At 57.9% G+C, this 20,266-nt stretch carries 17 protein-coding genes; 11 read left to right on the top strand and 6 right to left on the bottom strand.

Going from position 1 to position 20,266, the window contains the following annotated elements:
* Nucleotides 1-9: 9 nt before the first annotated feature.
* The 9 genes from N008_RS20855 to N008_RS22090 all read left to right on the top strand — a co-directional run bounded on the left by N008_RS20855 (nucleotide 10) and on the right by N008_RS22090 (nucleotide 7,524).
* Entirely contained in the window at nucleotides 10-282 is a 273-nt protein-coding gene (locus N008_RS20855; protein WP_044019263.1) for a hypothetical protein, read from the top strand.
* 32 nt (nucleotides 283-314) lie between these two features.
* A complete protein-coding gene (locus tag N008_RS20850) occupies nucleotides 315-1,043 on the top strand; it encodes an SDR family NAD(P)-dependent oxidoreductase (protein WP_044019261.1) in 729 nt (242 codons plus the stop codon).
* A gap of 52 nt (nucleotides 1,044-1,095) precedes the next feature.
* The gene (locus N008_RS20845; RefSeq protein ID WP_044019260.1) at nucleotides 1,096-2,295 is read left to right on the top strand and encodes a family 1 glycosylhydrolase; all 1,200 of its coding nucleotides are present in this window, start codon (nucleotides 1,096-1,098) and stop codon (nucleotides 2,293-2,295) included.
* A 12-nt stretch (nucleotides 2,296-2,307) separates the two neighbouring features.
* The gene (locus N008_RS20840; RefSeq protein WP_135436990.1) at nucleotides 2,308-2,985 is read left to right on the top strand and encodes a hypothetical protein; all 678 of its coding nucleotides are present in this window, start codon (nucleotides 2,308-2,310) and stop codon (nucleotides 2,983-2,985) included.
* Between the two features lie 31 nt (nucleotides 2,986-3,016).
* Nucleotides 3,017-3,718, top strand: coding sequence for a DUF1345 domain-containing protein (locus tag N008_RS20835; protein ID WP_052381929.1), 702 nt, complete (start codon nucleotides 3,017-3,019; stop codon nucleotides 3,716-3,718).
* A gap of 81 nt (nucleotides 3,719-3,799) precedes the next feature.
* Nucleotides 3,800-4,735 carry a bestrophin family protein gene (locus N008_RS20830; RefSeq protein ID WP_044019258.1) on the top strand — a complete coding sequence of 312 codons (936 nt, stop codon included), beginning with the start codon at nucleotides 3,800-3,802 and terminating at the stop codon, nucleotides 4,733-4,735.
* Between the two features lie 115 nt (nucleotides 4,736-4,850).
* Nucleotides 4,851-5,705 (top strand): DUF2279 domain-containing protein, encoded by an 855-nt coding sequence (locus tag N008_RS20825; RefSeq protein WP_044019319.1) that lies wholly within the window; start codon nucleotides 4,851-4,853, stop codon nucleotides 5,703-5,705.
* 101 nt (nucleotides 5,706-5,806) lie between these two features.
* Nucleotides 5,807-6,190 (top strand): hypothetical protein, encoded by a 384-nt coding sequence (locus N008_RS20820; protein ID WP_044019257.1) that lies wholly within the window; start codon nucleotides 5,807-5,809, stop codon nucleotides 6,188-6,190.
* A 545-nt stretch (nucleotides 6,191-6,735) separates the two neighbouring features.
* Nucleotides 6,736-7,524, top strand: a complete 789-nt coding sequence (locus N008_RS22090; RefSeq protein ID WP_139926219.1) for a phosphatase PAP2 family protein — start codon at nucleotides 6,736-6,738, stop codon at nucleotides 7,522-7,524.
* Nucleotides 7,525-7,629: 105 nt separating this feature from the next.
* Here the strand turns inward: N008_RS22090 and N008_RS20810 are convergent, their stop codons facing one another.
* The 3 genes from N008_RS20810 to N008_RS22085 form a co-directional block, all read right to left on the bottom strand.
* A complete protein-coding gene (locus N008_RS20810) occupies nucleotides 7,630-8,643 on the bottom strand; it encodes a ComEC/Rec2 family competence protein (protein WP_052381927.1) in 1,014 nt (337 codons plus the stop codon).
* Nucleotides 8,644-8,750: 107 nt separating this feature from the next.
* Nucleotides 8,751-10,187, bottom strand: coding sequence for a hypothetical protein (locus tag N008_RS20805; protein WP_125433359.1), 1,437 nt, complete (start codon nucleotides 10,185-10,187; stop codon nucleotides 8,751-8,753).
* Nucleotides 10,188-10,306: 119 nt separating this feature from the next.
* Nucleotides 10,307-12,229, bottom strand: a complete 1,923-nt coding sequence (locus N008_RS22085; RefSeq protein WP_231569834.1) for a hypothetical protein — start codon at nucleotides 12,227-12,229, stop codon at nucleotides 10,307-10,309.
* Between the two features lie 348 nt (nucleotides 12,230-12,577).
* On the opposite strand from N008_RS22085, the gene N008_RS20795 reads away from it, so the two are divergent.
* Together N008_RS20795 and N008_RS20790 are read left to right on the top strand one after the other, a co-directional pair.
* Complete coding sequence (locus tag N008_RS20795; protein WP_044019255.1) at nucleotides 12,578-13,621, top strand: DUF2235 domain-containing protein; 1,044 nt, start codon at nucleotides 12,578-12,580, stop codon at nucleotides 13,619-13,621.
* A gap of 89 nt (nucleotides 13,622-13,710) precedes the next feature.
* Nucleotides 13,711-14,244 (top strand): hypothetical protein, encoded by a 534-nt coding sequence (locus N008_RS20790; RefSeq protein ID WP_044019254.1) that lies wholly within the window; start codon nucleotides 13,711-13,713, stop codon nucleotides 14,242-14,244.
* A 61-nt stretch (nucleotides 14,245-14,305) separates the two neighbouring features.
* Here N008_RS20790 and N008_RS20785 read toward each other — a convergent pair whose 3' ends face one another.
* The 3 genes from N008_RS20785 to N008_RS20775 form a co-directional block, all read right to left on the bottom strand.
* Complete coding sequence (locus N008_RS20785) at nucleotides 14,306-16,618, bottom strand: ThiF family adenylyltransferase (RefSeq protein ID WP_044019253.1); 2,313 nt, start codon at nucleotides 16,616-16,618, stop codon at nucleotides 14,306-14,308.
* Nucleotides 16,599-17,783 carry a hypothetical protein gene (locus N008_RS20780; RefSeq protein ID WP_052381925.1) on the bottom strand — a complete coding sequence of 395 codons (1,185 nt, stop codon included), beginning with the start codon at nucleotides 17,781-17,783 and terminating at the stop codon, nucleotides 16,599-16,601. The genes N008_RS20785 and N008_RS20780 overlap by 20 nt, the downstream gene beginning before the upstream one ends.
* 96 nt (nucleotides 17,784-17,879) lie before the next feature.
* Nucleotides 17,880-20,264 (bottom strand): S8 family peptidase, encoded by a 2,385-nt coding sequence (locus tag N008_RS20775; RefSeq protein ID WP_044019252.1) that lies wholly within the window; start codon nucleotides 20,262-20,264, stop codon nucleotides 17,880-17,882.
* Nucleotides 20,265-20,266 lie beyond the last annotated feature (2 nt).

The following is a 20,266-nucleotide window of genomic DNA, read 5'->3' as shown; positions in this document are numbered from 1 at the left end:
TGACCTACTATGGATTCGCACAAGCTTCTCATCGAACTCACCCTGGTGCCGGCCGGCCGGCACATTGCCTTTTCCAAAGAAATGCTGGAAAAGGTGCACGTCTACCGCCGGGTAGGAACAGAGGGAGACGCCTGGCAGCAAGTGGCTACGAATGCCCGCTCTCCCTTTATCGATACGGAATCCTTTCCGGCCGGCACCACCCTGGAGTACCACGTGCAGCACTTCAATCAGCAGGATGTTTACGAGGGGCACAGCAACATCGTGCGCACCACCCTCAGGTAGCTTCAACCCAAACAACCCGACCCAACAACGCGATGCGCTTCACCGACAAAATATGCCTCGTCACCGGCGGCGGCTCCGGCATCGGCCGGGCGGCCTGCCAGCAGCTGGCCGCTGAAGGCGGCACCGTCGTCGTCCTGGACCGCGACGAAACCACGGCCCAGCAGACCGTGGACCTGATTGAAAAAGGCGGCGGTCAGGCCCGGGCCATCCGGGTTGATTTGGGCCTGGTGGCCGAGATAGAAGCGGCCATGGGCACCGTAGTAGCCGCCTACGGCCGGGTGGATGTGCTGGTCAACAACGCGGCCATGATGACATTTAAGCCGATTACCGAGTTGGCGGTCGAAGAGTGGGACCTGGTCATGGCTGTCAATCTGCGGGCAGTTTTTCTGCTCAGCAAACTGTGCCTGCCCCACATGCGGGGCGGAGCCATCGTCAACATCAGCTCCGTGCATGCGCAGGAAACCACGGCCAACGTGATTCCCTACGCGGCCAGCAAAGGCGCGCTGGAGGCCTTCACCCGGGGCATGAGCCAGGAGTATCCGGCTGCCCGCGTGCGCACCAACTGCGTGGCCCCCGGAGCCGTGGACACGCCCATGCTGTGGAACAACCCGAACGTGAAAAGCGGCAAGGAGAAGGTAGAGGGCGAGGTTGGCCACCCCGCAGACATTGCCGGCGCCATCTGCTACCTGGCCTCGGCCGATGCCCACTACATCAACGGCACCACCCTGGTCGTGGACGGCGGCCGGCTCAGCATCTTGTAACCGCCTCCCCGCACACACTTTTCCATTTCCGCTTAAACTTATCCCCAAGCCCATGAGCGCCTTCATGTTTGCCACCGGCATCGAAAACAGCTACCCCACTATCAAACTGCCGGACGGCACGAGGCAGCGGGTGGACGAGCTGGAGAAAACCGGCCATTACGAGCGCTGGCGCGAAGACTTCGCCCTGGTCAAGGAAATGGGCATTGAGTTCCTGCGCTACGGCCCGCCCTACTACCGGGTGCATACCGGCCCCAGCCAGTATGACTGGGCCTTTACCGACGAGACCTTCGGCGCCCTGCGCGAGTTGGGCATCACGCCCCTGGTGGACTTGCTGCATTTCGGGCTGCCCGACTGGCTGGGCAACTTCCAGAACCCGGCCTTCCCGGAGCACTTCGCCGCCTACGCCGGGGCCTTTGCCGCCCGGTTCCCGGACCTGCAGTTCTACACGCCCATCAACGAAATCTTCGTCACCACCATGTTTTCGGCCCAGTACGGCTGGTGGAACGAGTGCCTGGCCAGCGACCAGGCCTTTGTGACGGCCCTCAAGCACGTGTGCCGGGCCAATGTGCTGGCCATGCAGGCCATCCTGGCCGTGCAGCCGGGAGCCACCTTCATTCAAAGCGAGTCGGCCGAGTACTTCCACCCCGAAACGCCCGCCGCGCGGCCCCTGGCCAACTTTCTCAATCAGAAGCGCTTCCTGAGCCTCGATTTAACCTACGGCTACCCCGTGAGCGTGGCCATGTACGAGTTCCTGCTCAAAAACGGCATGACGGATGCCGAGTACCACTGGTTTGACGACCAGAACATCAAGGCCAAGTGCATCATGGGTACGGACTACTACCGCACCAACGAGCGTATGGTGCGCGAGGACGGCAGCACCTACCCGGCCGGGGACGTGTTCGGCTACTACGTCATTGCCAAGCAGTACTACGACCGCTACCGCATGCCGCTGATGCACACCGAAACCAATTTGTGGGAACCCGACGCCGTGAACTGGCTCTGGCGGCAGTGGGCCAACGCCTACCGCCTCAAGCAGGACGGCATTCCCCTGGTGGGCTTCACCTGGTACTCGCTGCTCGACCAAGTGGACTGGGACACGGCCCTGCGCGAAAACAACGGCCGCGTTAACCCGCTGGGCCTCTACGACCTGGACCGCAAGATACGGCCCGTGGGCCGGGCCTACCAGCGCCTGATTGCTCAGTGGAAAGACGTACTCCGGGACGAGAGCTACGGCGTGCACATCAACTATTAGCCCCCTCTTGCCATGCCTGCTTTCTTAGCACCTTTGCGCCGGGTACGCATCCTGTTGCTGGGGGCCGGGGCCCTGCTGCTGGGCTTTTGCGGTCACCCCCGCAACGAGCAGCACGCGGAACCCGCGCGCCCGGCCGTGGCCCCGGCCGACTCGGGCCACGTAGACGCGCCCGTGGAGCACGCCACCGCCACCGGCATTCTGCAGCGGTTGCAGGAGAGCCTGGACGGCCTCTCGCTGAACGGCCGGGCCGACCATGACTTTGCCCACCTGGCGCTGGAATACACCCACGCCGGCCTGGATCTGGCCAACCTGACGGTAGAGCGGAGCGCTTCCGATTCCCTGCGGGCCCTGGCCCGGCGGGTGCGCCCCGGCCAGGAGCATCTGCTCCCCGAATTGGAAGCCATTGTTTCCCGCCAGCATCATCTTCACACCAATCACCGCCTGGATCCGGCCACGCCGTTTGCCCGCGCCACCGCATTGCTACGCCGCGATTTGGCGCACGCTTGCGCGGCACTTCCTGCTTCCAAGGCAGATTCTGCCGCTCAACTGGCGGCCGCATGGCGCGTGTACCAAACGAGCCTCACCCGTTTGGCACAGCTGCAATTGCGTTACGGGCAGGATTTCCGTCTACGAGAAATAGCCCGCTTGCTAAGCCCGCTGGCTGCCAGCCCTGGGCGGAGGCATCCCTAACATACCAAGTGGCCATTGTTTACTCGGACCTATGCCTGTTTTACGCCTGCTTTCCCCCCGGCACCTGCTGGCCCATCTGCGTCACCTCTCGGCCCGGCAGCGCCTGCTCGTAGCCGCCGGCCTGGGCGGCCTGAGCTGGCTGCTGCTGCTGCCGTTTTCCTTGCAGGCGGCCACGCGCCTGGTGGCCGCCTGGGACGTGTTTTGCTCCGGCATTCTGAGTTTGCTGTGGGCCGCCATGTACCGGGCCGACGCGGCCCATATCCGGCGCGTCGCCACCCGGCAGGATCCCGGCCGGACCTGGACCTTCGTGGCCGTGCTGGCCGGCAGCAGTGCCGCGCTGCTGGCCGTGGTGGTGCTGCTTTCGGGGCTGGCTTCCATGCGCGGGCCCGAAGTGAGCTACCATGTGGGGTTGTCCGCCGGGGCAGTGGTCGGGGCCTGGCTGCTGGTGCACACCGTGTTTGCTCTGCGCTACGCCCACGCCTACTTCAGCGAAAACCTCGCGACCGACCCACCGGATACGCTGGGGGGACTGGAGTTTCCCGGGGAGCCCCCCACCTCGTACTGGGACTTTGCCTACTTCGCCTGCATCGTGGGCATGACCGCCCAGACCGCCGACGTGGCCGTGTCCTCGGCCCGTCTGCGGCGGCTGGTGATGCTGCACGGCCTGTTGGCCTTTGCTTTCAATACCAGCATCGTGGCGCTGGCCATCAACCTGCTGGCCGGACTGCTCTGAGGCGGCGGGCCGTCCAGTTCTCCGGCCAGTGGCTTGCTCACGGCCTGATGATCCTTCGTTGTTTTACCCCGCTGTTACCGCATGTATATCCGTAAGCACATTCACTGGCGTGTTATCTGGGCCTATTCCTGGAAAGACGTGCTGATTTTTCTTGGCTACGATACCCTGCTGGCCGTATTGCACGGGCCGCTGCAGGTACGCTGGCTGGACATTCCCTGGCAGCTCATCAGCATCCTCGGCGTGGCCGTCTCCTTTTACGTGGGCTTCAAGAACAGCAGCTCCTATAATCGGTTTTCCGAGGCCCGCCAGCTGTGGGGCGGTATCGTGAACCGCAGCCGCAGCTGGGCGATGCTGGTACTGGGCAATACCGACCCATTGGGGCCGGCCCTGACGCCGGCGCAAGTGGCCGCACAGCAGCGGCTGATCTACCGGCACCTGGCCTGGGTGAATGCCCTGCGCCTGCACCTGCGCCGCCAGCCTGAGCGGTGGGAGGCGGAGGTGGCCCCTTTCCTGGGCCCGGACGAGTCCGTGTACTTGCGGGCAGTAGCCAATCGGCCGGCCCAGTTGTTACTGCGGCAGACCCATGACTTGCGCCAGGCAGCCGGTCTCTACACCGAGTTGCAGCAGCGCACCCTTACCGAAGACCTGCGGGAGCTCACCAATCTGCAGGGTGGCTGCGAGCGCATCAAAAACACACCGTTTCCCCGGCAGTATGCCTTTTCCAGCGCTGCGTTCGTCTGGCTCTTTATTGCCCTGCTGCCCCTAGGCTTGCTGGCCGAGTTCGAGAAGCTGGGCCACGGGCAGTACTGGATGACGATTCCGTTCTCGGTGCTGGTGTCCTGGGTGTTTGTGACCATGGAATTGGTGGGCCACATCAGTGAGGACCCGTTTGAGAATCGCATGAACGACGTGCCCATGACGGCGCTCTGCCGCACCATCGAGATTGACCTGCGCCAGATGCTGGGCGAGCAGCAGGTGCCCGCGCCCGTACAGCCCGTGGAGGATGTACTGCTGTAACCTGACTGGCCGCCTACCCTGCGGGGCGGGGTGGCGGCGGGCCGCAGGTGGACCCTTGTTGAGCGCGGCCTGGCTAAGCGCGGCTCTGCTGCAGCCCTCCCCCGCCGCCGCCCAAGTGCCCCGATCAAAGAACGAGGACGTCCCCAGTCTGGCCGACTCCAGTCGTCACGCCGCTCGGTTGCCGGTGCTGGCCGGCAGCGTGGCGGTGGTCTATCCCGCGGGGCTGTACCTGCTGGGGCGTAGCTGGTACACCGGGGAGCGGGTTCCGCTGCATTGGTTTAACGACTGGCCCGAATGGAAGCAGCTAGACAAAGCCGGCCACTTCTGGACCGCGTTTCACGAAAGCCGCGCCGCGGTTGACCTGCTGGGCTGGGCCGGGGTGGCCGAGCGCCGCTCCCGCTGGTACGGGAGCTTTGTAGGATTTCTGCTGCAAAGCCCGATTGAGCTGCTGGACGGCCGCTCTCCCGCCTACGGCGCCTCGCCCGGCGACCTGGCGGCCAACCTGGCCGGATCGGTGGGCCTGCTGACCCAGCAGCTGGCCTGGGGCCAGGTGCGGCTGATGCCCAAGGTATCGTTTCACCGCAGCCCCTACGCCGCGCAGCGCCCCGACGTGCTGGGGCGTACCCTGCCCGAGCGCTTGCTCAAGGACTACAACGGCCAAACCTACTGGGTGTGTGCCGACGTGGGCGCGTGGCTGCCGGCCGGCAGCCGCTGGCCACGCTGGCTCCAGCCGGCAGTCGGCTATGGGGCCGACCAATTGCTCTACAACGACCCGGCCCGCAACCAGGCGGCCGGACTGCGCGCCTACCGCCAGTACTACCTGTCGGTGGACGTGGACCTGCGTCGGGTGCCCACACGCTCCCAGGTGCTACGGCGCGTGTTCTACGTAGCCAGCCTCGTGCACCTGCCCGCCCCGGCGTTAGAATGGAACGCCCGGCGGGGCTGGCATGGCCATGGCCTCTATTACTAACGCTGTCCGGGCGGCTTCGCGCCCTTTCCGGGTGTTCTCCTACCTCCGGTTTCCCTCCTTATTTACTGGCCGGGGCGCTGCTCATTTTTAGCTCGTATGGCATGAAGACGTATCTGCCCTTTAATCGGTTCATCGGCCTGGCCGGTCTGGCAGCCGCACTGTTGCTGCCCGGCTGTGGCAATCTGGGCTCGCATAGCCTGACCCTCCGCTTGCAGGTTGCCTTCGACAGCACGGCCATCCGGATCCATAACCCCACCCGCGCAACGTACTACCACGCGCAAGTGGAAGTAAATGATGCCTTTGCGGCCGCATTAGGCACCCTTGCCCCGGGCGCCCACCGGCGGCTTTCCTTGGACAGCCTGCGCACCGACCAGGGCCAAGGGTTGTCAAGGGAAGTGCAGCTGGAGCGGCTTACGCTCTACGCCCAGGACAGCGTCGGCAACTATGATGCGCTTATCCTGGATCCCGTTCCTGCCGGCCGATGAAGTCCGGCGTAGGAGTCAGCGTTTTATACCGGGGCAGAACGCCAGAAACTCGTAGCGGTCCAGCAGCACCGCGCGGCAGGGCAGCTACGAGTAAGCGGCCCGCCACGGCCAAACGACCTGTGGCTTTGCGGGGTTCGTGCTCAGCCCCAGCGACGGCAGCTCGTTGCAGACGGCGTCTTTGCTGCTGTGCGCCAGGGGAACTACGCCCGCTCTCATTATGGTTAGGCGGGTATGTGTGCGCATCATACCCCGACTCGAAAACTGCTCCGACTAGGCCTCTACGCGGCGGTCGGCGCCTGGATCCTCTACTCCCAAGCCGGCGGTTTCTAGCCCGGCGCATGGGGCCGTTTTTGGGAATGCGCTACGCAGGAACCGGGTGCACAACGCACCTAGCATAGGCCAACGGTGCCGCTACCTTGTGTATCTTCCGGGGTTGTCCCCTGCACTGTATGCTCCCTGTTCGTCTTTGCTGGCCCGCTGTCGGCGTGGCCGTCTGCCTGCTGACGCCAGCGCCCGTCGCGGGGCAGGTGCTGCATTCCCCTGTTGTGCCTGATTCCGTGGGCCGGCGCCTGGAGGTAGAGCCCCGGCCGTCGCCGCTCCGGCGCGCGGCGCAGTGGGCCGGGCGGCCGGCCACCTGGCGCGTGCTGGTACCAGGGCTGTTGGTGGGGGTCGGCCGCCCGGCCCACCACACGCTGGAGCTCAAGACCGATTGGGCGGTGCGCGAGGAACTCGGTGAGCACGTGCCGGCCGTGCGCACCACCCTGGACGACCAGTTGCGCCACGTGCCGGCCGCCGCGGCCCTGGGGCTCAGCCTGGCCGGCGTGCGGGGCGAGCACAGCACGGTGAACCAGGCGTTGCTGTTTGCCCTGACCTACACCATCAACAATACGCTCACCAGCAACCTCAAGCGCCTGACGCGGGTAGAGCGTCCCTACGGCGGCGGCGATTACAGCTCGTTCCCGAGTCAGCACGCCAGCGCGGCGTATTCGGCCGCCTGGCTGTTGGACCGCGAGTACGGGACGCGCAGCGGCTGGTACCGCGTAGGCGGCTACACCGTGGCCACCAGCGTCGCGGCCCTGCGCCTAATCAACGGCAAGCACTGGCTGTCGGACGTCGTCGCGGGGGCGGGGGTAGGCCTGGCGTCTACAGAGCTGGCGTACTGGGTGTATCCAACGGTCCAACGCCTGCTGCTGCGGGGCTTGCAGGACCGGGCGGGGTGGTGCCTTTCTACCAGGGTGGGGTCACCGGGCTGCTTGCCGTGGTGCGGCTGTAGAATGAAAGGCAGGTACTGTACGCTTAGCGGGAATTTTTGTTCTTGTGCTAGTGCTTCCTAATACACCTTCGGATTAAGTAAACGTAGACTTCGTCCTGTCCGTTTTAGCTAGACCATCTCGCTTTTACTGACATTCTCATTGCCTTATTGTTAAATGGCGGCCTGTCTACCTGAAAGTTATCAGGTGCCAAGCGTTCAAAGTATTGTAGAATACAGGAACACTCCAGCCGCGTTTGTGGCGAAAGTCTCGAGCAAAGTCATAGTGTTTAACATATACCTCAATGCCTGAGTCAGTCACTTTCAGCACTACGAAGCCTGCTTGATTGTTCGTGATTCTAACTTTAGGATAGCTCGTATACGCTAGGTGCTTGCTGCTGGCATTACCCAAAAGCGTAAGTCTGGGCTTTAATGTTTTTAGAAAATCATAGTTCCGCCCAGAATCTCGGCCGTGATGCGGGGCAAAGAGGACATCCACGTTGCTTACTTCAGTCTGATAAGTGGTAAGAATGTAGTCCCAAGCTGCATCGTGCGTGTCGCCAGCGAACAGAATTTTCCAATGCCCTCCCCCTGCTTTAGGAGGGGTGAATAGCAGCACGTAAGAAGACTCATTATAATCCTTCTTGTCGTTCGCTTCTTTAACCAACGCTGCGGTTGGACACAGTATTTTAACGTTATCCTGGTTCCAAAAATCGGCTTGGTGATTGGCTAGCAGGGATAAGCGACGTGTGGCCGAATATCGGCCATGACGTACTTCTTGATAAAATTTCCAGTCTTCCTTGTTGTAGCCTCCGCCAAAGCCGTTCTCGTCACAATATTTATCATTGTCTGTGTCCCACGTATTAGGAATTGAGAACTCCTGGTACAAATCCCGGATACCATCCAAATGGTCCATATCTGGGTGAGTCACGATGAAGCGCCAAATCTGCTTAACACCTAACCCTTTTATATAATCAACGGGGTTATCGGGGCTCAGCTTCTGATAGTAGTTGGTTTTTCCGGATGGGACAGAAGTTCGAGTACGCCGTTCCTCTCTTTCTTTCGAGGCTTTTACTGCTTTTTCTTCTGGTGTATCCACCAGATTATAAGCATTGCTGACATCAATTACTGTAGTTCGACCTGAGTTGTGCTGTATTATATTACAATCGCCCTCAAGCACGTTAAGAAAATGGATAATCTCCATGAAAGGAAAGGGAAGTGAGCTTTGTTTTAAGAAAAAGGTTATTTCAAGTTTTACTAAAGTAGTCTTTTGCTTAGGATGGTAACATTGCACGCTAAGCCCCCCATTCTCTATACAAATACAGTGTATTGCTTGGCTAGCGTTTGACCATCCTTGGTGATGACTCTATACCGGGCTTCGCCAAGGGTTGTCAAATCATATTGCGCGGAGGGGCGCGGAATGATTTCAATTTCGTCCATAATAATACATTTACCCTGGCTGCGTTCCATCAAGTCTCGAAGCAAGCGGTAATTAGGCATCGTAGTTCGCCAACGGGATGAGATACGTCGTAGATCCAGGGGGACCATGACCGCCAAATCCGGGTTGTTCAGTAACTGAATGCCTTTGTCCAATGGAGTGCCGTTGAAGCTTAGATGGTGTGAGACCTTGTAAAAAACGGTACGGCTCAGTAAGTCCGTCACGAAATGTTTAGGATTGGGGCCTGTGCCATTCCATTTCTCAATCAGGTGCCAGCTCTCCCAGTTGGCGTACTCAGCATCACCGGGCAACAGCAGTACGGGGCCACCTGTTCCGATCTCAATGGCCAAGGCCAAACTGGTGTTGTTGATGTGAGAGTCCAGTCGAATGGCCAATGAACCAGCCGTGTATAGCCATTCCTGCTCAATATCCCGCCACTTATTGTCGAAGGCCGCGTAACGGTCAAACAAGTCTCGGGCCTGGCTCAAGTACACTGCGCTCTCGGCGGGTGAGTGATCGAGTTCCGATTGGACGAGTCCCTGAGCCCCCACAGCATACTTATCCGAGAATGGTAGGTCGCCTGGAGAGATATCTCCATCAATAGTAAGAAAGCTGTTCATCGCCAGAATACCTTCCCCTGGAGTGGTGTGGCGAGGGTGCGTATCGCGGCCCTCTTTGCCATCGGCAAAAATATGCGCCTTGTCTAGTGGCGGGCCCAATACATGAAACCGGACGCCAGGCACCTGGGGCATGGGAAGCGAAGCTCCGGGCAGTAGGTAGCGGGTACGCACTTGCTTGTTTTTCAGCAGTTGCTTGATTTTTCGCATCCCGGCCAGGCCCCCCGCAGCAGGCAGCGCTTCGTCTAAATTCACGGCTCCGAGCGTGTCCATCCCATCAAGAAAAGCATCTAGAGCCAACAGTGCCTGCTCATTGGCTTTCAGATTGGTTTGCTCGGCGTGAATGGCACCTCTGTTCGTATGCAGCTGGGTGATGGCATTTCGGAGACCCAGGCGCATTTTTTGTCTTTTCTGGAGCAGGTCTTGGGCCCGTCCTTGTGGGTCATCAGGATCCTCAGTCCACGCAAACCAAGCCTCCCCAATTTCAAGTTGCTCAAACTCCTCTAGGCACTTGTCAAACCCATTGACATGGTCTTGGTGTTCGTGAGTAATGACCAGCAAGTCCAGCTTGCCTTCGACGTAGTCAACTAGGTTTTCGATGTAGGGTAAAAAGTCGGCCCGCGTGCCCATACAACTTCCGCAGTCAATCAGCATGGTGAATTGCAATTCCTCCTGCGCAAAGAATTTGAGCACGAAGCAATCGCCTGTACCCAGACAGTACATGCGCACGTCAACCCGGGTAGTGGGCACGGCTGGCGACATGGATGCCCCTTCTAGAGCAGTAGTGTTTCTATTATGTTCCATGCCGACGGCTAGTGTTGGTGCAAGAAGGCAAACGGCTCGCTCAGGTGCTGCACTTGCTGGCCGAAGTACTGGGTATAGGCATTGTGGTGGTGGTGCTGCCCTTGGCGCGTATAGCGGTACTGCCGCTCAGCCCGGGTTGTGTCGAGCACGGCTATTTCACCTCCCGATTGCTCCCACACCTGCATGTTGAGCAAAGGCCGGTTCACCACGTACTTTAGACTGAGCGTGTCCAGATCCAGAATAAGCGTGCAGCCCCCGCGGAACTCCATCCGCTGCTCCGTGTCGCCCGGATTGGTGCGGATGCCTTCTTTCAAATTGTAATGTCCTACCACTTTACCCTCTCTAAATACAACGCCGCTACGCTGCACCAGGCAAAAAACAACATGGTTAATTTGTAAACCATCTGGTCCGGATCGGCTGACTAGCCGCAGGTTTTGAACTTGAAAAGAGGGGCGTGACGAATAGGTAGTTTGGTGGACGACAGCTGCGTGAAGCGAGTCAGCCAACACAAAGGCTATTCCGGTAAAGCTGGTAAACTCCTTAGAAGTGGCAAATTGCTCACTGATATACTGGTGAATCCCCTCCGTTTCTCCCGTCTCTTCCTTCCGCAGCTTACCAATAAAATTTCGGGTGAAGGCATCTATCTTAGCCCGGTCGTTTTCGTACTTGATTCCTATCGCGTATTCCCGCAGTCGTCCGATGAGTTTCGTCAACACCTTCTGAGAAGCTGAATCTGAATTGTACTCCGCAATAGTTCCTATTCCGGGTAAACGCAGGCTTTCCACGCTCAGCGTCTTGATGCCCTGCGGATAAATGCCCCGTCGACGGAAAGCATCAATAAAAGCCAGCCTGTATTCATACCGGTCGTCCCGTACGGAGTCAACGTCAGCCGTGATGATGGCTCGCAGGTAATCACCGAAAGTGATGTCTACGGGCGGACAATAATCAAGTGCCCGGATGCACATGCCCAGCACATGATTCGCAGCCTTAGCCGCTTCATCCGCTAGGCGGTTGACCAAATCCGGATGCAGTTCGCCCTGGGCTAAGATGCCGCTGCCGCCCGAGGCGATGCGCAACAGGTCCGCGATCCGCACCTTATAAATCGAGGTAAAGGCTTCAAAAACTGCTGCTACCAGGATGCTGCCGCGGGCATGCGGCTCGGTTTGCTGCCGATATTCGTCACTGTTAGGCTCCAAAGGCCGCCACTGCTGGGTATTGGGGTCCTGGCGTCCAATGGCGTCGCGCAAGCTGCCGTAGCCGCCGATAGCCGTACCAAACTGTTGTGCCAATTCACCCAGTAAGTTCTGCGCGGATAAATCACCCCTCGTGCGAGCAATCTGGTGTTTGAGCACCTCCGGAAAAGTAAAGTGCTGAAACAGGGCTACGATGTCCGCGAAAGCTTCGTGAAAAGCTAGCACATCGGGGTTGGTTGGCTCGTTGTAATGCGTGTAGATGCCGTCGAGAATGGCGTGCGTCACCTCGTGGGCGATGATGTCATGGCTCAGACAGGTAAAAACCAGTGAATCGGGCATTTGCTGGGTATCATCCGCAGGGGTGGAGGAAAAGTACCCGAAAAGAATAGCCTTCTTTAAAGGACTGTAGTACGCATTGGCATCTCGCATCGCGTGCGGGTAAATGCGCAGTTGCGCCACATACTCTTCGTACCCGGGGCCATCAAGCGTGCGCCGCGGGGACCACTGAATTTTACGGCCAAGAGCCTTTTCAAAATTTTTAATTGTTGTCATGGCCACCGCGTACACCATTTGCTGGTGAAACTGCGGATTGCTTTCGCTGGGCTCTAACCCGTGTTGAGCGAGCAAGTTCCGGTCGTTTAGATCGACCGGTAAATAGAACCGTCGCACGGTAGGATCGTAGTCCAATACCTCCAGGTACTCACCCACCGGTCCCGGTGTCACAGATTCCCAATCCACCTGATAGGTAAGTCGGTTTATGGCCACTGTGTCCAAGCGCAGAGACAACGAAGGATCGAAGCTGTACGCCCGTAAACTTCGGTGCCCAGGTTCCGCGATGCGCGGGCGATGTTGGATTGGTAAAGACATTGATTAAAAGCTGTTTATATGGCCATTGCCAAGCGCTATTCGAAGTGATTGGAGTGTGCTGGCAGTAATATTCTCAGGGCGCCAAGCGCCAAAGTGGCCAACTGGCACCCAGCTGCAATGAAAAGGTAATATGCAGCTTTGCACAATAATTTTAACTAATCTTCACTTGCAGCTTGCTACACGCCTTTTCCAAGTTTGCTGGCTCCAATCTTACATCTCATGTCAAAACGCCTAATTGTCCTTTGTGACGGCACCTGGAATCGGGCCGAAAACATGGATAACCGCAAGCGCAAACCTACCAACGTGATGAAGATGGTGCGGTCAATCAAACCGCTAACCGCTGATAACACCGTGCAAGTAACCTATTACGACGAGGGCGTGGGCAATCATTGGGGACTGGACCGGTTTCTTGGGGGCGGCTTAGGGCTGGGATTATCTAAAAACGTCGTTGAAGCGTACCGGTTTTTGCTCTACAACTATGAGCCCGGGGATGCGATATTTCTGTTCGGCTTTAGCCGGGGGGCTTACACGGTCCGTAGCTTGGCCGGATTGATTCAGCACATTGGTTTGCTACCCAAGCAGGAGGACTTCTATGTGCCGGAAGCGTACGGTCTGTATCGGCAGCGGCCCACCAAAGGGGACCCACAGGAAGCGTGGCAACACCAAATTGCTGCGTTTAGAACAAGGCACCATGCCCAACCCATTCCTATCCATTTTGTTGGCGTGTGGGATACTGTAGGAGCCCTGGGCCTGCCGTTGAACCTGTTCAATCTTTTCAATCGTCGGCGTTATATGTTCCACGATTCCAGCCTCAGCCCCTGCATCCAGCACGCCTACCAAGCGTTGGCAGTGGATGAGCAGCGAAAAACGTTTCGACCAACGCTGTGGGAACATGTAACAACCTCACAGGTATTGGAGCAACGCTGGTTCGCTGGCGTACATACCAACGTAGGAGGTGGCTATGAGAAAGATGGGTTAGCTAATATTCCTTTGCATTGGCTTAAAGAAAAAGCTACCGCTTTGGGCCTAGAGGTCGACGAAGCTTTTTTGGCGTATTACAAGCCGTGGTATGGTGACCAACTGCGCAATTCCATGACGTGGCTCTACCGGCTGCTGGGCACGCACGTGCGTGAAATCGGTGTCGGTCAGGGCAGCAATGAAACAATTGATGAGAGTGTACTGCAGCGAATAAGAGCCCTACCCGATTACAAGCCCGTCAACGTAGCAGCTGCCTTGGAAAGGCTAACGGTTAGTGCTTCATAACCTGCGCCAGTGTAGGGAATACCTCTCAATCCAGCATTCCATTTTGCTCACAACATCCGGCTAGTGGGCCCACGCTTTTTAGGAACGATATGTTTCAGTTCGATAATCTAGACCAGAAAACCAGAGACTACATGCTGCTCGAAGTAGAGGCTGCCATCAAAACCAGCCAACTCTACATTAGCATGCGGTTCACCGAAGAGGGAAAGGCTCTTTACCCAAAACTTCTGCGCCAAGCAGTGATAGATGGGAATGAAGAAACACTGGCCACAGCACTGCAACAGCATAATTGCTTTCAGACGCACGAGAAGCATGGAATCGTATTACGGAAAGTACCGGCGAATGCACCGCTGATTTTTGCGGAAGGAGAATTCAACGCCTTTTATATGCGTGGCATTTGCCACCGGGCCATTGGGGAAGGAAACGCAGTAGAAGTATATCGAGCCAAATCCTCTATGGTACCACGAAGGTCCTCCAAGTTGATCGAAGGAAATCTGGAAGATCCTCGAAGACTGCTCCTCTACCTGAAAAATAGCATAGATGGCAGCCAAAGGGGCAGCCAACTGCCGGCGGGCTCTAATTCTGGCCTAACGCTTCGCCTAACAAACAAGCCACTAATGAAGTAATCGTGCCTTGACCGGGTCAAGCGGGTAGTCCATAACCTGTGAGGAGTTTCCGCTACGCGTTTCAGTAGACAAAAGGCAGGATGGCAGAGGGCGTGGCAATAAGCAAGAAAACTGGTAAGGGGCTTGTAAGGTCAGCAAACTCTTGCTGGAAGCGTTGCACCGTGGCCGCATCGGTTGGGCTCATGCACTCAGGCCCAACTGGATGAGTATGCCACTCGCCAATGTAGCCGAGTTGCCCGCCACTGGCCTGGTTGATCTTGTTTACCGTTTCCGGCAGATTCTGTACGCCGCGAAAGAAGCACACGGAGTTGGCTCGGCTGTCGGGTGGCGCTGGCACCACCCCTACTACGTGGATGGTTTTGGTTTTAAAATTAGCCCTTCCAATAAATACGCCGCCCGTTTCGTGAGGGGCTGCAAGCGCCAACTCTTGTTTAATAGTTTGCAGCACCGCTGCCGTCATGCGCACCTGCCAACTCGCGTCGTTCACCGCGTTGAACACATGCATGGGCTCTACTACCAAGCGCTCGGTGGAAATACTGGGGTAGCCGTCTTCGATGGCGACGCGGCTAAGAAACACTTGGCCGTGAACGGGCCGCTCCCTAACTACCGCGTCTTGCTTGAGCACTTCGGCGAAATAGGCTGCGTGGGTCGAGATGGTTTCATCGGCTAGGACTGTGGTTTCGGAGTTACAGCCTATCCCTACGCTTAACAGCGGACCGTCGGTTTGAGCTAAAGCCACTTCCCGCGCCAGCCATGCGGCCACTGCGGGACGGTGGGCATATTCGGCGTAAAGCATAGTTTGCAAGTCATCCAATCGCGGATTGCGGTTGGCCCCCTCCAAGGATAGAATGCCGAGCTGCCCCTGGTCCGAAATAAGCCCTCGGCTTATTACTGTCTGAGCAAGTATTGGACTAGCCAAAAGGGTATGGAAAAAGGCTTCCGATGCAGTGAAGTCAAATACTCGTTGGATAGTAACAGGCACATTCCCCACGACGGGCGCTAACACGAAATCAGCTGAACGGGCAAGGGCAATCAGACCCAAACCGGTTTCATATCTATACATTTCCCGAATGACTTGCTCTAAAGCAAGTGCTTTGTTCAGGCCCTCATGCTGGGCAAATAAAGTGTGGCGAACTAGGTTATGAGGGGAGAGCTTGTCGGGATCCAGTAGCACAAAATCGGTAATGCCACCACGAGCAAAATGCATCACCACTTTCGAACCTAAGGCCCCGCAACCTGCCACCCAGATCGAGCCAACAGGTACGACCGCCGCCCCAGAGACCACCTGGGCCTTCTGCAGGGTTAAGGGCTCATTGTGCACCTGAAAGCTTACAGGCAGATCGTTTATAATGCGACCTGTAGTTGGATCCTTGTCGGTGTCTTGCAGCGTGAGGTAAAAGTTGACAAACTCCAGATTTGCTGTAAATCCAATGAGTGGTTTGGGCCTTTTCAGGGCACATAGCACGGGTACTTCTGGGAAGAAATTGATGTCGTGCACGGCTAAGTGCCGTTCCAAGGGACCAAAGTCAATGCCAAATGATTGACCAAAGGCCAGTAATTTTTGCCAACTGCGGGGCAAATCCACGCAGTAATCGGAATAGGTGGTGTCTGCAGGTGACCACACCACGTAACCGGCGTGGTAGCGGCGGGCCTGTAAGGAATTGGCGGCCACTGCCCGCATGCCGCGCAGAAACTCTTCTACGATTTCCTCTATATTTTCAGGCGTGACCAACCTGTCAAGCCTAAAAGCGGGAGAAGTCCCGACTGGGGCTGTATTCTCAAACAGAGCTACGGAAAAATTGGCCACTCCAGACGCTGGCCTAGTTAACACAACCTGGGCCAGATGGTCGTAGGGATAAATAACGGAGCCCTGGTACCCTTCCAACCGAAGCGGATCAAACTGCTGCCCGTCAACAGCCAGCTCGCCAGTAACCGCGTCGCGTAGCCAGTTTTGGGTGCGGGTTACGACGTCGGGGAGCCGGCGGTTAGCATACCATTCCGTGAAGTCGCCACGCACCAGACAAAATGCTGGCGGTTTACCCGGCACTGCCACGTACAAATGAGCAAGTTGGTCTTTAGGGAAATCAAGTCGGTCAGCATATACCACCGGCGTCGCAGTGGGGTAACCGGTGCGGCTAAGCACTAGCAGCACCGGTTCCTGGGCCCGAATGTCAATCCCTGCGTAGTTGCCCCGGGGAGGTAATTCAACCGCTACGGTTAAGGCCAGGCCAATATGGTCGTTATCCCAAGCCAGCGGTTTCAGTACAGCCACGCCTAAGTGACTTGCCAACTCACGCAACGAGGCTTCCAGCCGGGGATTCGTGATGGGACGCTTGTCACGGCGCAAGAAATGGCTAAATAGCTTCCGCGCCATAGCCTGATGGTTTATGCAACGCCCCCAGCGCCCCCGTACCTGCTACCGTAGCGGTGCTTTCTACCAGTTTAGCGGGCACCGGCCCTTGGGAAGTTACCTCAAACACAATGGGCTGGGGAGTATTGCCCTTTTTCTTGTGTGTATCCGTGTTGAGGAAATTGGCTTTGCCCACTTTCTTGATGTATTCCAGCTTGGCCTCGTAGTGCGGTGGGTTGCTAGAATCATCCAGCACTTCTTTGCTGGACGCGATTACGCGTGCCCCAGTTCGGGCATAATCTAGTACGGCTAAAGGTTCGGCCTTTGGGGTAGGATTGTCGGCTTGAGGCCGGTCATTGAAGTAAGACCACGAGCAATGGTGAGGCGCAAGAAATAGATCCCAATCCAGGGCCTTATGCGTTACATCATTTTTGTGTCGGGTAGTTTTGTCCAGGATAACGCACCAAGCCCAGTGGTCGGAATCGCCGCCGAATAGTGCTAAGCAAGCAAAATCAGTGTCCGTTGCGCGCTGTTTAAACCGAGCCTGGAACACAATGCTGGCAAAGTTTTTATCCTTTTCTTCGTCGTATAACTGCTCTTTAAAGGGTGCATGCAAAAATACTGAGAATAGAGTTTGTTCCTTCTGGTTAAACCGGGTAACTATATTACCTGGCGTTTGGCGCAAGTGGTTCAGGTCCTTGAAGCTGCCGCGCCCATCGTAGCCTATGATGACCACTCGATTGCCGGGCTCGTCCCGGTTCGCAGCTTTGTCGCGGTGGAGCTTGACGCGCCGCATGGCCTCGGCTTCGAATACGTCCTCGTCTGGGTTGGTGCTTACTTCCTCAACCATTGGCGAAAACCAAATTTCATCGATAAGAATGCGACCAGCTTCACGATCGTCGGCGCTATAGGTAGCTGGGTCACCTTGGAAGAAGTTCTTTGCGAAACCCCGGCAGTGATCTTGGTCACCGTGGGTGAGCACGAACACATCGACAAAAGGATTGTTCGCTGTATTACGCTTGAGCGAGGCCAGCAAGTCCTGTTTTACATCAAACTTGGTATCGTCCGTGTCACCCGAAGCTGATTCACGGATGTTGCAGTCGACGAGCATCGTGGTACCGTCAACAAGAGTAACCAGCGAACAATCGCCGTTGCCGACGGGGTAGTATTTTATGGTAGCGTTTGCCATAACTAGAAAAAATATGAACAGTGAAAAAAATCCTATGCCTCCACATGAGTTGGTGGATTAGCCAGGGCATTTAAGTAATGCAGGTATTGACTTGGCTTATTCGGGGGCTGGCTCGGGAGCCGAACCGCCACTGGTGTTGCGTAAGTTCAAACTGACCTCGTTGCGCAGCTGTATGTTGTTATGCTGGAAGTTGTTAAGCGTTAGGCTGCGGGTGACGGAACTATACACGTCGTGGCGCTGCAGGGGATCGCGGATGGTCACAATGAGGCAGAACTCCTGGGAGAGCACCTCGCCGTCGGCCGCGGCCGCCGCTTCCGCCGCGTGCGAAAACAGGCCCTTGAGCTCGAGGTACCACTTCTTGGGCGCCGTCAGCCCGCGTACCCGGTGCGCCTCGGTCATTTCCTGCAGGTTGATGGCGTATTTCTTAATCGGGTGGTACTTGCCCAAGTCGTCGCGCAGTTGCCGCTCGGCCGTGAACGGGTGGTCGATGTAGCGCTGGAACTTGGCGGCGTAGTTGCTGGAGAGCAGCAGATTGTAGGGATTAAGCTTGCCGATGGGGTTGGAGACGGTACGCTTGGTCGTGTCGCGCAGGCGAATCCGGTCGTAGGTGCCGAAAGACACGTCAATGTTGGACTGGCAGTACTCGGCGCCCTGGTTGCCGTCCAGGCGCGGGTCGGTGACCAAGGTGACCGTAACCTCCCCGTAGAACTGGCCCTCGTCGTTGAGTAAGACGTCGGGAAATGGAAAGTCGAGGATCTCAATGTAGCCCCCGCGCACGATGTTGTCCTGCAGGATCAGCGTGCTTTCGTGGGGCGAATTGAAGATGATGTCGTCCACGGAGCCCGGCAAGCCGAAGCCCAATTCGCGCAACCGGTCGCTCGGACTCAGGCTCAGGCCCGGGTGGTATTTAGCCGAGTGAATGGCCAGGGCTTTCAGCAGCAGGGGGTTGAAGTCGCCGGCCACGCGGTGCGAGAGGCCGGCCATCAGCGCTGACACCCGGGGGGTGGAAAAACTCGTGCCGGCTTGCTGCACCACGCCCCCGGTGAGGGAAAAGGAGTTGACGCCGGTCAGTTTCATGCGCCCGCCGGCCGTGACGCCACCATTCCCCCCGTAGTGCACCAGCTCGGGCTTGATGAGCTTGTTAGGACCAAATCCCGAGCGCGAGAAGGGCGAGGCGTGGCCTTCGGCCGCCAGGTCGTCCGGCCCCTGGCTGTGCGCTACACTGCCCACCACTAAGGAGCGCACGGAATCGGCCGAAACAGGAATGCGTCGCTTGGGGGCAGCTGAAACGAAGTTGGTGCAGTTGCCCGCCGATTTGCAGATCAGGGCCCCCGTGCGCTGCTGCAGCTCGTCGAGCGACTTGCCGAAGTCCGAGAAGTCCCGGGCGCTGCATTCCATCGTGCCCCCGCCGGACAGGCTCCACAGCAGCACGTCGGGGTGGGCCAGCACCGCGTTCTGAATGTTTTCCAGCAACTCATCCTCATCAATTTCCAGCCCCGGCCGCGGAAACACGGTGGCATCGAGCAGCTTGAATTCCCCCACCCCCACCCAGCTGCGCTGCTCCAGCTCGTCGCCGTAGAGCAGCACACCGGCTACGAAGGTGCCGTGGGAACGGTCCACTTCCGGTTCGTTGTAGGCCGAGTAACGCCGCGAATCCAGCCACGGGGCCAAGTGGGGAATGGGGGCGATGCCAGAATCCAGTACGCCTACGGTCAGGTAATCCTGTCCCGGCACCGGGGTTTTTACCGGCAGTTCCAGGCCACTGCTCAGCTCGTCGAGCGTGATGCGGTAAGCCGGCATGGGGTCGATCGAATACAGCGCCTCAAACTCTTGCACCGTCACGAGGGTATCGGGCCGGACATGCTCCAGCTTGAAAACGGTCAACCCGGAAGTGTAGCGGGTTTTACGGTAGGCAACCTGGCCCTCGCGCAGGGTTTGCTCAAAGGCACTTTCCACCTGGGCATTCATTTGCCGATCCTGATAATTCACCAGCTTGACTTTTAACGGCGTGGAGGTATCCTGGGGTAAATCAATGCGCGGCTGAAATGGTCGAATCTCGTCAATGGCGGATAAACCGATGGAGAAAGCCAGCGGGCGCTCCAGGTTATGGTCGATGAAGGCCACGTGCTCCGGCGAGTCCACTTTTACCAGGAAGTCCAGGTCTTCGGACAGCCCGATGAAGTTGTATTCTTCCTTGCGGTTGAAGAGTTTACCTACCTCGCCCCGGTGTGACTTGGCCATGGCATCTTCCCGCACTGTTACCTGTACCACGGCCGGAATAAAGCTGCGCTCCGGCCGCCGCGCAGCAATAGATTGGGCCGTAGCGCCCAATGATTGCCGAAACTCGGTGGCCCGGGCTTCCAGTATGTCTTCGGGCAATAGCCAGCTGGGTTGGGGGCCGCCGCCCCCAGCTTCGGTTTTGCGCTCGTCCTGGGTGCCGCGCTTGCTGAACAGCTTAATGGGAAGATTCTTGGGTTCCATAC

The sequence above is a fragment of the Hymenobacter sp. APR13 genome, assembly GCF_000737515.1.
Classification (GTDB): Bacteria; Bacteroidota; Bacteroidia; order Cytophagales; family Hymenobacteraceae; genus Hymenobacter.
The sequence above is the reverse complement of the archived record's forward strand: the minus strand, read 5'-3'. Positions and strand labels throughout refer to the sequence as shown.